The sequence below is a fragment of the Hamadaea flava genome (assembly GCF_024172085.1).
GTDB lineage: Bacteria > Actinomycetota > Actinomycetes > Mycobacteriales > Micromonosporaceae > Hamadaea > Hamadaea flava.
In genome coordinates this window covers 1,908,172-1,921,749 of the sequence record NZ_JAMZDZ010000001.1, presented here as the reverse complement: position 1 = coordinate 1,921,749, position 13,578 = coordinate 1,908,172, and the positions used below count along the sequence as shown (strand labels likewise).

Here is a 13,578-nt window from a genome sequence, read left to right as displayed (position 1 = left end):
ACGGGCTGCCACCCTCACGATGCGGCGGGCGGGACGCACCGTTACCGGGTAGGTGCGCCTTGGGGCGGGCTCACGGGGATCGTAGCTTGGGAAGATCCGACGAGCGACAGAGTTCTGAGCGTCTGCGAGCATGCGCTCATGCGGTGAAGCGTGGACCGGCGCCTGCGGAACCGCGACGACCAAAGACCGAGTTGGCGGCTCGATATATCAGTACGCCGAGCAGGGTTGCCAAGCCGAAGCCGACCGAGCGCGGTGACCAACGAGGCAGGACCACGCGCGGCACACCTGGGCTCTTGCTGAGTCGTAATCCATTGAGCGGCAAAGCCGATCTCGAACGCGAGTGTGTTCCTGGTGGCACTAGAACCCGCTCCGGCGCGACATGCCTGGGGCGGCTGGCCTCGGACGATGCTCGATGCTGTGTGGTCACCGGGCGCACGAATGCGACGGCTTGCTTGGTAGGGGAGTCGGGTCGCCGTTAGTCGGAGAGGACGAGCCAAACATCGAGGTCAGAACAAGAAGTACATTGATGATTGCTGCTTGATGCGGCCTGTGATCGGATCGTAACGTCGATCACATGAACACCCATCTGGCTCATAAGTGCGGCAAATGGGGGTTCAAATCCCCCCTCGGACACCAACCAAATCCCAACGGTGCTTGCCAAGATCAATCCCGGCGTGCACCGTTTGTGTTTCTGCGACGTAAGTCAGCTTCAGGCGCATGCTCCGGTACAGGTCGAGCTTGTCCTCGGGTTCAGCTTCCTCCAGTGCCGCAGCGATGTTACCGAGCCCGTCGATCAGCGAGGTGATGTCCTCGGCGGTCATCGAGCCGACTGTGTCGGATTCGCGGGCAGCGGGAGGGCTTGCCAGTGCCGTGTCGCGCTGCTGTTCAGCCTCGGTGATCCAATCCGCCACGACCGCTGGGCTGGCTCCCTCATCGAGAGCCTGCCGGTTACGCGCGATCTTCTTGTCGAACTCTGCCGCGATGTCGCCAGCGGCCCGTCTTCTTGGAATCGCCGGCCGGATCGGGGTGCTGAGCTGACGAGCCAGCAGCTCGATTGATCCCCAATGGAAACTGGTGGCGCTCTCGCGCACGGTGATTTGGTCATGCGGAGACCTCCATTCGCTTCGAGTGACATGATTGAGTCCATCGAGTCGCGCTCGATGGACTGGTATATGCGATCGGGCCGTATCGACGGTCCTCGTCGTTCGCGCGTCCTGCCCGCTAGCCAGTGACGAGTCCTGCGCAGCTCGGTGAGCGGACGCGATGACGTTCACGGTCGGCATCGTGGCGACGGGTTTGTCCCCAGGCGTGCCGCTGCCGATGACGACGGAGTCGCGGGCGGTTTAGGACGCGTCTCATTTGGTGAGGCGTCGGGAGCGGATCAGGGTGCTGGCGATGGTGGCGAAGGCTTCATAATGGTCGCCTTTGCGGTCGTAGCGGCGGACGAGTCGCCGGTATCGCATGAGCCAGGACATGCACGACTCGACGATCCACTGTTGACGGCCCAGACGGGTGGAGGACTCGATGCCCTTTCGTGCGATCCGTACTGCGATGCCCCGGCGGCGTACCTCGGCGCGCAGCTCATGACTGTTGTAGGCCTTGTCGGCGTGGAGCTTGACCGGCCGCCACCGGCGACGGCCGGCCGGGGTGCGGATTGCGGGCACGCTGTCGAGCATGGGGAGCAGGAGCTGGCTGTTGTGGACGTTCGCGGCAGTGACCATGACGGCCAGGGGCAGACCAGCCCGGTCACAGATGACATGGATCTTGCTACCCGGTTAGCCGCGGTCGACCGGATTCGGGCCGGTCAGATCGCCCCCTTTTTTCGCCCGCACACTGATCGAGTCCACCACCGCCCTGGACCAATCGATCCGGGCATCACTGCCGAGCCGGTCCAGGATCGCCTCGTGCAGCCGCAGCCAGAACCCCGCCGCAGTCCACTGACTGAACCTGCGGGGCGCGGTCGCCCGGGTCACTCCGAACAACGACTCAGGCAGCTTCCACCATGAACAACCCGCCTGGGGCACATACACGATCGCCGCCAGTACCGCCCGGTCGTCGACCCGCCGACGACCGCCGCCCTGCCGGCGAACCGGCGCGGGCGGGATCAACGGCTCCGCTATCTCCCACAGATCATCAGGCGCCCACGTACGGACCATCGCGTCATGCACGGAAGCAGATCATGTCCCCAGCGTGACGATCATCCAAATGAGACACACCCTTAGCCTCAATCATCTGCCGATGTGGTCGGCCAATTTGCTGGTAACCGCATGCTTCGGGATCATGCTGTTGTTCGCGCTGGGGTAGTCGTACGCAACACCTTCCTGCGCTACGACATCCCTCGCCACCATATCGACAAGCTCGAGGAACTGGCCGGCTATAGCCTCCGAATGCGCCTCCACGACGGAAGGCGCATCGCCCTCAAGGTTTGGGAACCAGCCCTGGTCCGCGCGATCACCCGCCGACCGTCCCGACATTCCCACCACACACATGCCATCGCCCAACTGCTGACCGACATCCCGGCGGCGACCAGCGTCGGCGACGTCGAACGGCACTGGCGGTACGCCCGCCTCGCGCTCGCCCTCGCGCCGCTCCTGGTCTTCGGAGTGGCCGTCCTCATGCTCCGGTCCTGACGGGATCCCAAGGAGTCAAGCCCAGCATGCAGTGATCGATCCTGCCTACGTCAGACCCGAAATGGTGACCAGGCGGCACGACCTGACCGACGCGCAATGCCATTTGCTGCAACCACTGGCACCTGCGGGTATCCGGCCAGGCCGACCGTCTGCGTGGACCAAACGGCAACTCATCGACGGCGTGCGCTGGCGGGTCCGGGTCGATGCCCCCGTGGCGTGACGTGCCTGCACGCTACGGATTCTGGCAGGCCGTGCACGGACTGTTCCAGCGATGGCAGCAGGGCCGGAGTGTGCAGCACATCATCACCGGACTACAGGCACAGACCGCCGCAGCCGGGCTGATCGGCTGGGACATCAGCATCGACGCCACGACAGTACGAGGCCATCAGCACGCCCCCGGCGCCCGCCGCGACTTCGACCACCAGGCCGATCCGCTCAACGCCGAACCAGCCGATCACGCCTTCGGCTGATCCTGTGGCGGCTGGACGACAAAGCTGCACCTGGCCTGTGAACAAGGCCGCATACCGCTGTCCATCTCGCCACACCAGGAGATCGTGTCGCCGTGTCGGTAGCGCTGCCCGGGGTGTCGGTTCCCAGTGGTGCGCGCCGTGGTGCCATTTTGGCATAAGTGTGGCACCACAGGTTAAGCTTCTGGTGCCATGATGTGCCATAATGATGCCAGAGTGGCACGGCACCAGGCTGAGATCGCAGCTCAAGCGATGTGCTGCCCTGAGTGTCGGGGCACTGCGTGTCGCCAACCCCCTGCGGGCTCGGCGTCGATCTGACCACCGTGAAAGTGGCATAAAGGGGAGGAAAACCAATGTTCGACCGATGGGGCAGGTTCGTCGTCAAACGGGCCTGGTGGGTCATCGGCGGGTGGCTGGTGGGCGCGATGCTCGTCATCGGCCTGCTGCCAAGCCTGTCCGACATCACCAGCGGTGACCAGGGCAGCTTCCTGCCGGACAAGTACGAGTCGGTGCAGGCGATCGAACTGGCCAAGACCGCCTTCCCGGAGCAGGCCACGTCGAACGCGATCGTCGTGGTGAAACGGTCCGACGGGGGCGAGCTGACCACGGCCGACTCCGAACGGATCGGAGCCCTGGCGATCGCGATCGGCAGTGCGCACATCGCCGGGATCGGCCAGCCCTTGACCGGCCCGCAGGCGGTGGCGCCCAACAAACTAGTGCAGCTGATCAACGTCCCGGTCACCGCGGCGATGACCGACGCCCAAGGGCAACTGGACGCGGTGGAACAGACCCGCGACGTCATCAAGACGAACCTGGCGGGCAGCGCGCTGACCGCCGGTGTGACCGGCGCGGTCGCTCAAGTCGTGGACAACAACGACACCTTCACGACGGCGTTCGCGGTCGTCGGCGCGGCCACCCTCGCGCTGATCATCGTGCTGATCCTGCTCATCTTCCGCAGCCCGATCGCGGCTCTGCTGCCGATCCTGGTCATCAGCATCGTTTTGCAGGTATCGTCCAACCTGATCGCGGCGGCCGGCAAGGCTTTCGGCTTCCACGTCGACCAGAGTCTGCAGACGCTGCTGCTGATCGTGCTCTACGGCATCGGAACCGACTACATCCTGTTCCTGCTGTTCCGTTTCCGGGAACGACTGCGGGCCGGCGACGACAAGAAGACCGCGATGGCGTACGCCGTCGCCCGGGTCGGCGAGGTCATCACGTCGGCCGCCGGTGCGGTCATCGTGGCCTTCCTCGTGCTGCTGCTGGCCACCTTCGGCGGGTTCGGCTCGCTCGGCCCGGCGTTGGCGATCGCCGTATTCGTCATGATGATCACCGGCCTGACCCTCATCCCGGCTCTGGTCAGCCTCATCGGCCCGGCGACGTTCTGGCCGTCGAAGGCGTGGAAGCGTGAGCCCAAGGGCACCGCGTTCGCCCGGATCGGCCGGGCGGTCGGCCGCCGGCCGGCGGTGGCCGCCGCGCTGTCCGGCCTGGTGCTGATCGCACTGGCCAGTGGGGCGCTGAAGTTCAAGGCGGACTACGACTTCGCGGCTGGCTTCCCGAGCACCACCGAATCCGCGAAAGCGGCCGCCGACCTGGAACGCGGGTTCCCGCAGGGGGCGCTGGACCCGACGCTGGCATACCTGACGACCAGTGACGGAAGCCAGTTGACGCAGGCCCAGCTCGATCAGTTCGCAGCGGCGGCCGGGAAGGTGAACGGAGTCGGCGGCGTCCAGCCCCCGGCCAAGGCGTCCGACGGCAAGGTGGCCGTCTTCAGCCTGCTGCTCACGGTCAACCCGGCCTCGAACGACGCGATCACGCTGGTCCACGACCACTTGCGCGGCGATCTGCACGCCGTCGCGCCGCCGGGCACCAAGGTGCTCGTCGGTGGGACCACGGCGATCTACGCCGACATCAACTCGGCCAACAATCGCGACCTGTCGGTGATCCTGCCCGTGGCGGCGCTGCTGATCGCGATCATCCTGGCTCTGTTGCTGCGCAGCATCGTCGCGCCGGTGTATCTGGTGATCGCGGTGTTGCTCAACTTCGCGGCCACGCTGGGTGCGGCCATCTACCTGTTCCAGGACGTGGCCGGCCACCCCGGGGTGACGTTCCAGCTGCCGATCGTGCTCTACCTGTTCGTCCTGGCGATCGGCACCGACTACAACATCCTCATGATCGCCCGGCTCCGCGAGGAGGCCCGGGCCGGCAACGAGCCCCGGGCGGCCGCTGCTCTCGGCGTACAACATGCCGGACCGTCCGTCGCCGCGGCTGGTTTGATCCTTGCGGGCACCTTTGCGGTGCTGGCCCTCGCGCCGGTGTCGTTCCTGCAGCAGATCGGGTTCTCCGTCGCGACGGGCATCCTGCTGTCGGCGTTCGTGATGTCGATGTTCCTCGTGCCGGCGCTCACCGCGCTGCTCGGCCACACCGCCTGGTGGCCTGGGCGCGGTGACGTCAGCCGGGCGGCGAAGCCCGCGCCGGTCCAACCACCAGCGCCAGCCCGGATCCGCTGATCCCTCCGGTTGGGCCCGCCCGGACGACGACGTCCGGGCGGGCCTCGGTCATGCGGCGGTCAGACGGCGAGGCCTCGTCGCTGATAGCGCCAGGTGCCCGCGATCACGAAGAGCGCCGCAAGGCCGAGCAGCAGCGCGGTCCCCGCAGGACGATTCCATGACGTCGTTCTGAACGAGCGTCTTCACGAGCGCGTCGGTATCGGCGGAGGGCTTGCAACGCAACACTTTGCCGTCGACGATCACATCGGACTCGCGCCGATCGTGACGCGATGTCAACGGGCCTCTGGCTCCCGACGATCCATCGCCCATCGCGTAGCACCGGCCTCGAGGACTGTCATACCGACAAGGGGTGTCACACGCGCTGTCCTACTGGGCCGGGCTCCACAGCCGTATTGTTGGCGTCCACCGGTGTCAACGACGGGCGGGTCATCGAGGTCTGTGTCGACGCCGATCCAGGTTTTGTCCGGCGCCGACACGCGGCCGCGATGCGTCGATCGGGCCAGACGCCGTCGATGGTGGGCCGCGAGGCTACCCTGACAAAGCCCGGCTTAAGTGCCCGTTGAATAATCCAGGTAGATCTCAGGTTCGGTGATGCCGCTGTAGATGGTGGCGATCTGCTCCTCGGGGCGCCCCAGGAGCCAGGCTTCCGCCTGGTACACGGCGATCACCGTGTCCGCTCTGCGCCACCATCCGTCCGACACTCCCTCGACCTCCACGAACGGCTCCATGCCAGACAGGTCGACTTCGTCGACCGCTGGGCCGCGCACTGTGACGCTCCGCGGCGCCCACCGCTGGACCTGGTACGCCAACGCCACCGACTCGATCCATCCCGTGATCGAGCTGTGCAGAGTGATTCGATGAGCGCGGTCGCCGATGCAGAATTCGTTCTCGGGGCCGATCAAGAACCCGTACCACGTCGAAACCCGCGGATCGCCCGCGTCGAACCACCAGTTACTCGCGCCGTCGGTCTCCGGCATGTCGCTGCGGAACACCTTGGGGCCGCCGTTGTAGCGCGGCGCCGGGGGCAGCAACCATCCGCCCCATTGTGCCTCGTATGCCGCCATCCGTTCGATCACCGATGGCGGAATGCCATGCTTCGTCCAGTGATCGCGCGTGGCCGGGCTCATCTCGGTGTGTAGGCGGTGCCCGTCAATGCTGAGGAACGAACGCGCTCGCCTGGTCAACGCAGCTGGTATGGAGCCTCCACTCTCGGTCGCCGCGGCGGGCAGCTGCCTGCATCATCACAGGACGCTGGCCAGACCTTCGGAAGCATCCTTCCACGCGGCGGGTCGTGCGTCGGCAGCTCCCACTGGGCGTCGGTGAGGCCGAGCGCATGCTTGCGCCCCATGTGCACCATGGACGGTCGGCCAAGAGGCGAACCAGATGCCGACGCCACCGACCTCTACAAGCGCAGCATGTCGCCGATCAAGCGATGCCGAACACGCCACTGGTTGCGGTCGCCTGACGGCAGCGGGAAGCCGCCTTCGCTGAAGACCCAGTTGAGGTAAGCAACGAATGGCATGTTGGCTTCCCAGGAGAACAGCCCGTCGACGCAGCCGTCGGGCAGCACGAGACCATATGGTCCGCCACCGCTGACGTTTTGCTTATGAAACTTGTCCGGCGCTAGCGGAAGAACGAACGGCCGGGATTCCCGCCGATTGTTCCAGGTGCGTTCGAAGTAGGAACGAATCGATCCGCTGCCGTGCCGGGTGCCTTCGACTTCCAAGACGAAGGGATCGGCGCTGGCGGAGCTGGTCCATTGCGGGTGCGTTCCAACGAGCCACACGTCTCCGACAAGCCGGACCCATGACAGCAGCGTCAGGGGCACGGAACCGAACTGCTGCTGCAGCCATACCGCGTGCTCGTCCGCGGCAGGTGTCGGCGGATAGTGGGCCACATACGGTGTTTCCTCGGCGTCGTTGCGGTGAAACCGGTAGCCCTCGTCCGACAGGCGTTGCACGGTCAGCTCGATGTTACGCCGCGCACGGTGGGCCATCTCGTCGCACACCAGCTGCGCCTCTTCCATGAGCTCGGGATGCGCGCGGATGGCACTGCCCAGCTGCCGGAACTCGTGCCACACCTGATCGTGCTGCCCGTCCTGATATCGCTCCAGCCAACGAGGCTCACGGTTGATCATCACGCGATTATCGCCGCACAAACTGTTCCCCGCCGCCCTACGCGGCCGCCCCAATGCTCAAGCGAGAGCAGCAAATACGATGACACCGGATCGCTGGAGGACGCGGCATCTCGGCTCGTGACTATGAGCACGACCCCGCGTATCCCCGAGGCGATCAACCCCGGGCGCGATCAGCGGCATGGGTCCTTACCTGGGGCAGGCCAGCACGCGGTCAGCGAGCCTGAACCTCAATGCACACAAGGCATAGCTCCTCCAAAATGCTCAATGAGCCACGATCCGCACCGAGCAGCAAACCCAACCTCGAACGCGAGCGTGTTCCTGGATGCACTGGAACCCACTCCAGCTCGACATACCTAATACTTGCTGACCTCGGACAACCCTCCGCGGCCCGGCCATCCACCGGGATCTCAATTCTTCCGGCCACGCCACTCAACAGTGGTGACCCACGTCTGGCGCGGTCGTACGAGCGAATCTCGGCGTTTCAGGCCGGCGCGCCAGAGGCCGCCGTGTGGATCGCTCGCCCGGAGCACGAGCTGGCCGAGGGCAAGCCCGCCCTCGCCGTGAACGGTGAGCTGCAACGGGTAGACCGCGACGAGTGCCGGCGGCAGCCCCGCGACCTCCTCGTCGGCGCGTACCGAGTTCTGAGCCGCGATGCCTTGGCAGAGATCGTCGAGGTGCATGCGGTGCATCACGACTTGCGCGATGTCGACGTGCTGGTGGCGCCGAATCAGCGCTGCCGCTGTGGGCCGATCCCCAACCGTCAGCTGCCGGCCACCAGAGCGATCGCCCCGACCGCCTTGCGCACCTTGCCGGTCAGGCCGCCAGCCTGTCGCTCGATTCGGTGGCCGGGGCAGACCCTCGCGGTGCCATCGCGGCGAGTGCCGCAGCGAGGAACAGGCTGATGCCGCTCGCGAGCGAGACCGCCGGAATATACGAAAGCACCAGGAAGGGAAAGCGGGAGTCCTGATGCGACCAGCCGAGCGCCGTGGCGAAGTAGAACGCCAGGACCAGCGCCGCTATCCCAGTCAGCGCGGCCACGACCAAGCCGGGTATGGCGACCACCAGCATCGCGATCCTCCCTGCGGATGTGTGCCGCCGGAATCCGCGTAGCGCCCATCCGGCGAACATCCAGCCGACTATGACGCCGAACAACAGTCCCACCACGGCTCCGACCGTGACCATGGGGGGTGCCTGCTTGTGGACCTGGATGCTGACGTTCGGGTTCGAGGGTGCGTACTTCTCGGTGGGGTCTCCACTGACGCGGACCACAAGGTCGTCCTTGACCGCCCAGAAGATCGTCTGCTCGGGATATTTGGCGACGGCCAGATCGGTCTGGCTGGAGACGGTTCGCCCGATCTGCCAACCGTCGGCTATCAACTGATCTCTGACCTGTTCAACCCACGCGTTGACCTCGGCACCGGGCACCCGGTACGCCAGCCACGTATGTCTGACCACCGGGTCGGCACCGGCCGGGACAAGGGACTCGCAAGCTTCGTTGGTATCCGCGTGGTCACAACCGTCGTAGTACGCCGAGGGGAACGGACCTTGGACCGGCGCCAACGTGGTGACGGACCTGCCGATCGCTTCCACGTCGGCGTCCGCAGGCATGGTCGGCGAGGCGCGCCAGACCAACTCGCTCGCGGCGGCCGATGCGGCGAGGCCGATGAACATGGCCACCACGATGGCGACCATCCGGTACGCGGGTCCGCCGGGGAGTCTGAATCGCCATCTGAGTCCGCCCAGGATCAAGTCCGCAGCCTCTGACCTGGTCGGCTTGGTCCGCCCCGGGTTGGCCGCGTCCATGAGGGTTGTGACGACCTCCTGGCCGCGTTCACGGCGGAAGCTCCTGGGGTAGAACAGCAACAGCCTGCGGTAAGCGCCTTCCAGTTGTGTCATGTTCAGCCCCTACATAGCCGGAATCGGGCGCAGCCGCGCTGCGGCGAGAGACGCGTTCTTGCGGAGCAATTCCACCTCGGCGGTGAGCAGCGCCCTGCCGCCATCGGTGAGTCGGTAATACCGGCGGAGTCGGCCATCGACGGCCTCCTCGCGGTCGAGGAACACGTGTCCCTCACCAGAGAGGCGGTCCAGGGCGGCGTAGAGCGTGCCCGCCTGCAGCTTTACCCGCCCCTCGGAGAGTTCGTCGACGGTCCTGATGATGCCGTAGCCGTGCAGCGGCTCCTTCGCCAGCGCGGTCAGAATGAAGAACGTGGGTTCACGGATCGACACGTACGCAATATAAAGACTATCTCTATATGTAGTCAATCGGTTAGTGGCTGCAAGGAGCGCGCGTGGTGAGGCGCTCCGAACCCGGCCGAGGTCGCGAACCACTCAAGCGAACATCGTTTGTGTTGACGGCGTCCAATCAACTAGGTGAACCCGTGCCCGCGCCCTCGGGCACATGCTGAGTCACGAGCCATCCTGAGCCGCGAAGGGCCGGCTCGCCGGCCAGCGGGTCGGCTCGCCCGCCCACGCCGGGTGCGGGCGGGTGCCAGAAGGCTTCCGGTGTCAGCTGGTGAGGCTGGCGTCGTGGGCGAGTAGGGCGATCTGGGTACGGTTGTTGAGATTGAGTTTGGTGAGTATGCGGGAGATGTGGGCTTTCACGGTGGCCACGCTCATGAACAGCTCGCCCGCGATCTCGGCGTTGGACTTGCCCCGCCCGACGGCGATGGCGACCTCGCGTTCGCGTTCGCTGAGCTGATCCAGCGCGGTGGTGGCGTGCCGTTGCCTGGCGGCGGCGCCGGTGTCGCTGAGGTGGGCGATGAGCTGTCGGGTCACGGTCGGCGACAGGATGGGTTCGCCGGCTGCGACCCGCGTGATCGCGCGCAGGATCTCGGCGGGTGGGGTGTGCTTGAGCAGGAAGCCGCTGGCCCCGGCGCGCAGCGCGCGCAGGACGTGCTCGTCGGCGTCGAAGGTGGTCAGGACGATGACCTCGGGTGGGTCGGGTCGGGCACGCAGCTGTTCGGTGGCGGCGAGGCCGTCGAGGGTGGGCATGCGGATGTCCATCAGCACCACGTCCGGGGCGTAGGCGTCGACAGCGGCGGCTACTTCGCTTCCGTCACCGGCCTCGCCCACCACGGTCAGGTCGGGCGAGCCGCCGATGACCATCGCCAGGCCGGCCCGCACGAGCGGGTCGTCGTCGACGACGAGGACCCGCACCGCTGCGTTCACGTTGGGCTCCTTCTCTCTGCCCAGCCGGGCCACGGACCGACCCTGGCCGCGATCAGAGGGTAGGCCACGGTAGCCAGACCCAGAGCCGGAACTCACCGGCCGGGGTGGGTCCGTGTTCGAGGCGTCCGCCGGCGAGGGCGGCCCGTTCGGTGAGCCCGATGAGACCGATGCCAGCGCCGGGAATTGCGGTACCGCCGCCGGTCCCCATCGGACACGGGTTGCGGATCTCGACGGTTACGCCGTCGCCCGGAGTTGCCCGGACGGTGACGGCCACCTCGCCGTCGGGGGCGTGCTTGCGGGCGTTGGTCAGCCCTTCTTGCACGATCCGGTACGCGCTGCGCCCCACACCAGTCGGTACGGCGGAAAGCGGGTCGGTCTGCCAGTCGAGCCGTGCCCGCATCCCGGCGCGCCGCGATTGGTCGACGAGGTCGGGGAGGTCGGCCAGGGTGGGCTGCGGCCGTTCTGGCGTCTCGTCGGACCGGTCGACACCGGTGCGGAGGACGCCGATCACCGCCCGAAGGTCCTCCAGCGCTTGGTAGGCGCTGTCGCGGACCACCCCGGCGGCGCGGGCGACCTCGTCGGGCGCGGCGTCGGGGCGTAGCTCCAGCGCCCCGGCGTGCAGGCTCAGCAGGGACAGGCGGTGGGCGAGCACGTCGTGCATCTCCCGGGCGATCCGGTTGCGTTCGCCCTGGCGGGCTTCGGCGACCCGCAGTTCCTGTTCGGCCTCGACCCGCCCAGCCCGCTCCCGCAACGACTGGCGTCGGGCCCGTACAAACATGCCCCAGGCGAGCACCGCGACGCCGAAGACGACGCCCAGCACGATCTCCGACGGGGACCCGACCGGGACGTCCGGGCGGACCAGCAGCGTCAGGAACGGTACGAGCGCGCACCCAGCCGCGATCGGGGCGACCACCGCGAAGCGCCGGTGCACCGCGACGGTGAATAGCGCGATGAGCGCCGCGCCCCCGGCGGACGTCGCGTAGACGCTGACCAGACCCGCGGCCACGGCGAGGCCGACCGGCCAGCGCCGGCGCAGCCACACCCCCAGACTGCACAGGCCGCCGAGGATGAGGTCGACGGTGAGCGGGACCGGCGCGATGTGCTGCCCGCGGCTGTCGGCCAGGGTCAGCACCACCACGCCAACGGCCAGCAGGAAACACGCGGCGTCGACCAGCCGGCCGCGCGCCGTGGGCCCGGCCGGGCGTACCGGGTCGTGGTCAGCATCGCTGATCACGCCCGCCGGTGGCGGGCTCCCATCCTGCGGGTCCGCCGGGGCCATCATGATCAAAGGGTACGGCCGGTCCAGGCCCCATGGCATCCGACCAAAGTCGAACCCACGGTGTAGACCTTCGGCCCGCCGCCTTCGACCTCGGTTCGTAGCGGCGTATCCGGCGGCTCCAGCAATCTGTTCCACATCATGGGGACGGACAGCCAAAGAAGAGTCGTCCGAGGTCGGGCTACCGCTGCCCGGTCGAGGCGATGTGCTCGTCCAGGTGGGCGCGGCCTCGGTACATCCTGCCGCCACTCCGGCGGAGGGACCGCTTCTATCGAAAGAAGAACCGATGACCATCCGAAGGAAAACCCCCGAACCTGCTCGACAACCCGCCATCCGACTGAAACGAAGGAGTAAGAGATGAGATCACCGCAGAACACCGCCACCACGCAAGCCCGCAGTTGGTTCGTTCGAGGCCGGCTCGTCGGCGCCGCGGCGATCGCGTTCGTGGTGTCGGTGGTGATGGAGAACGCGGTGTTCGCGGTAACGGGCGCGCCGAGCTACGGCGCTCCGATCGAGGAAGTGCTGGCCTACTACGCGTCCAACCGCGACTCGGTCGCGATCGCGTCCGGTCTGGTGGCCCTGTACCTGCCGCTGCTGCTCGTGTTCGTGACGGGCCTGTACGGCCTCGTGGAGCGGCGCGGCGGAGCGGGCGCCGACTGGTCGCGCCTCGCCTTGGCCGCTGGCGCGACGCTGTCGGCCATCTTCGTGTTTGTCAACGTCCTGCAGATCGGGCTCGCGCTTTCCGCCGGCGGGCTCGCCGAGCCGACGCCCGCGCTCGAGTTCGTCTGGCGGGCTCACGCGGCGGCGTTCGCGCTGGCGCTGCCGATGCTCGGCACCACCTTCATCGGCGCGGCCCTGGCCGCGCACGCGAGTGGGCTGACTCCGGCTTGGCAGCGCCTGCTGGGCCTGGTGGGCGCGAGCCTGCTGCTCGCCGTGGGGCTCGGCAACCTCGCGATCGCCGACGGCTCGCCGCTGATCTTCGTCGGGCTCCTAGGGTTCGCCGCCTGGCTCGTCTGGCTGCTCGCGACCGGCGTGCGCCTCGTCCGGTCGTGACCGAGATCAGGGCGGCGCCAAGGTCGCGCACGCGGGCGAGGACTCCGTGGAGGGCCGCCTGGTCGAGTCCTGGGCTGCGTAGCGCGGTGGTGCTGTCGCTCTCGTGGTGAATGGTCAGGCCGGAATCCCTGTCGTACCAATGGTTGTCGGGGTGTCCCTCCAGCCGGAGCTCGTAGCCGGGGATCCCATTGCCCGGCGTGATCCGGCCGGTCATGGCAGTGGCGCCCGGACCGGCGCCGCGGGGGTACCACGGCGGGGCCGCTTGCGGATCTGCCGCTCGGCGACCGCGAGGTTGACCGACGCCTTTGACCTTGATCCGATCGCCGTTCTCGATCCAGCC

General features: G+C 67.2%; 12 protein-coding genes and 2 pseudogenes. 4 read left to right on the top strand and 10 right to left on the bottom strand.

Annotated elements, in window-relative coordinates:
- Window positions 1–614 precede the first annotated feature (614 nt).
- Both HDA40_RS09170 and HDA40_RS09165 read right to left on the bottom strand, forming a co-directional pair.
- Window positions 615–1,091, bottom strand: coding sequence for a hypothetical protein (locus tag HDA40_RS09170; RefSeq protein WP_253753941.1), 477 nt, complete (start codon window positions 1,089–1,091; stop codon window positions 615–617).
- 264 nt (window positions 1,092–1,355) lie between these two features.
- Window positions 1,356–2,156, bottom strand: a pseudogene (locus HDA40_RS09165) (IS5 family transposase).
- A gap of 231 nt (window positions 2,157–2,387) precedes the next feature.
- Here HDA40_RS09165 and HDA40_RS09160 point away from each other — a divergent pair.
- The 3 genes from HDA40_RS09160 to HDA40_RS09150 all read left to right on the top strand — a co-directional run bounded on the left by HDA40_RS09160 (window position 2,388) and on the right by HDA40_RS09150 (window position 5,604).
- On the top strand, window positions 2,388–2,630 hold the full coding sequence (locus HDA40_RS09160; RefSeq protein ID WP_253753939.1) for a hypothetical protein: 243 nt from the start codon (window positions 2,388–2,390) through the stop codon (window positions 2,628–2,630).
- Window positions 2,631–2,851: 221 nt separating this feature from the next.
- Window positions 2,852–3,100, top strand: a complete 249-nt coding sequence (locus HDA40_RS09155; protein WP_253753938.1) for a hypothetical protein — start codon at window positions 2,852–2,854, stop codon at window positions 3,098–3,100.
- Between the two features lie 350 nt (window positions 3,101–3,450).
- The gene (locus tag HDA40_RS09150) at window positions 3,451–5,604 is read left to right on the top strand and encodes an MMPL family transporter (protein WP_253753936.1); all 2,154 of its coding nucleotides are present in this window, start codon (window positions 3,451–3,453) and stop codon (window positions 5,602–5,604) included.
- Window positions 5,605–6,152: 548 nt separating this feature from the next.
- On the opposite strand, the gene HDA40_RS09145 is transcribed toward HDA40_RS09150, so the two are convergent.
- The 7 genes from HDA40_RS09145 to HDA40_RS09115 all read right to left on the bottom strand — a co-directional run bounded on the left by HDA40_RS09145 (window position 6,153) and on the right by HDA40_RS09115 (window position 12,191).
- Window positions 6,153–6,668, bottom strand: a complete 516-nt coding sequence (locus HDA40_RS09145; protein WP_253753934.1) for a hypothetical protein — start codon at window positions 6,666–6,668, stop codon at window positions 6,153–6,155.
- A gap of 338 nt (window positions 6,669–7,006) precedes the next feature.
- Window positions 7,007–7,741 (bottom strand): hypothetical protein, encoded by a 735-nt coding sequence (locus tag HDA40_RS09140; RefSeq protein ID WP_253753933.1) that lies wholly within the window; start codon window positions 7,739–7,741, stop codon window positions 7,007–7,009.
- Window positions 7,742–8,148: 407 nt separating this feature from the next.
- The gene (locus HDA40_RS09135; RefSeq protein WP_253753930.1) at window positions 8,149–8,421 is read right to left on the bottom strand and encodes a hypothetical protein; all 273 of its coding nucleotides are present in this window, start codon (window positions 8,419–8,421) and stop codon (window positions 8,149–8,151) included.
- 133 nt (window positions 8,422–8,554) lie between these two features.
- Window positions 8,555–9,637, bottom strand: coding sequence for a hypothetical protein (locus HDA40_RS09130; protein ID WP_253753928.1), 1,083 nt, complete (start codon window positions 9,635–9,637; stop codon window positions 8,555–8,557).
- Window positions 9,638–9,646: 9 nt separating this feature from the next.
- The gene (locus HDA40_RS09125; protein WP_253753926.1) at window positions 9,647–9,967 is read right to left on the bottom strand and encodes a PadR family transcriptional regulator; all 321 of its coding nucleotides are present in this window, start codon (window positions 9,965–9,967) and stop codon (window positions 9,647–9,649) included.
- 279 nt (window positions 9,968–10,246) lie between these two features.
- A complete protein-coding gene (locus HDA40_RS09120; RefSeq protein WP_308197680.1) occupies window positions 10,247–10,909 on the bottom strand; it encodes a response regulator in 663 nt (220 codons plus the stop codon).
- A gap of 52 nt (window positions 10,910–10,961) precedes the next feature.
- Window positions 10,962–12,191: a sensor histidine kinase gene (locus tag HDA40_RS09115; RefSeq protein ID WP_253753924.1), complete on the bottom strand. Its 1,230-nt coding sequence runs from the start codon at window positions 12,189–12,191 to the stop codon at window positions 10,962–10,964.
- 351 nt (window positions 12,192–12,542) lie between these two features.
- Between HDA40_RS09115 and HDA40_RS09110 the strand changes: the two genes are divergently transcribed.
- Entirely contained in the window at window positions 12,543–13,238 is a 696-nt protein-coding gene (locus HDA40_RS09110) for a hypothetical protein (protein ID WP_253753922.1), read from the top strand.
- A 55-nt stretch (window positions 13,239–13,293) separates the two neighbouring features.
- On the opposite strand, the pseudogene HDA40_RS42710 reads toward HDA40_RS09110, so the two are convergent.
- Window positions 13,294–13,452: pseudogene (locus HDA40_RS42710) on the bottom strand (hypothetical protein); the annotation flags it as partial.
- Window positions 13,453–13,578: the final 126 nt, after the last annotated feature.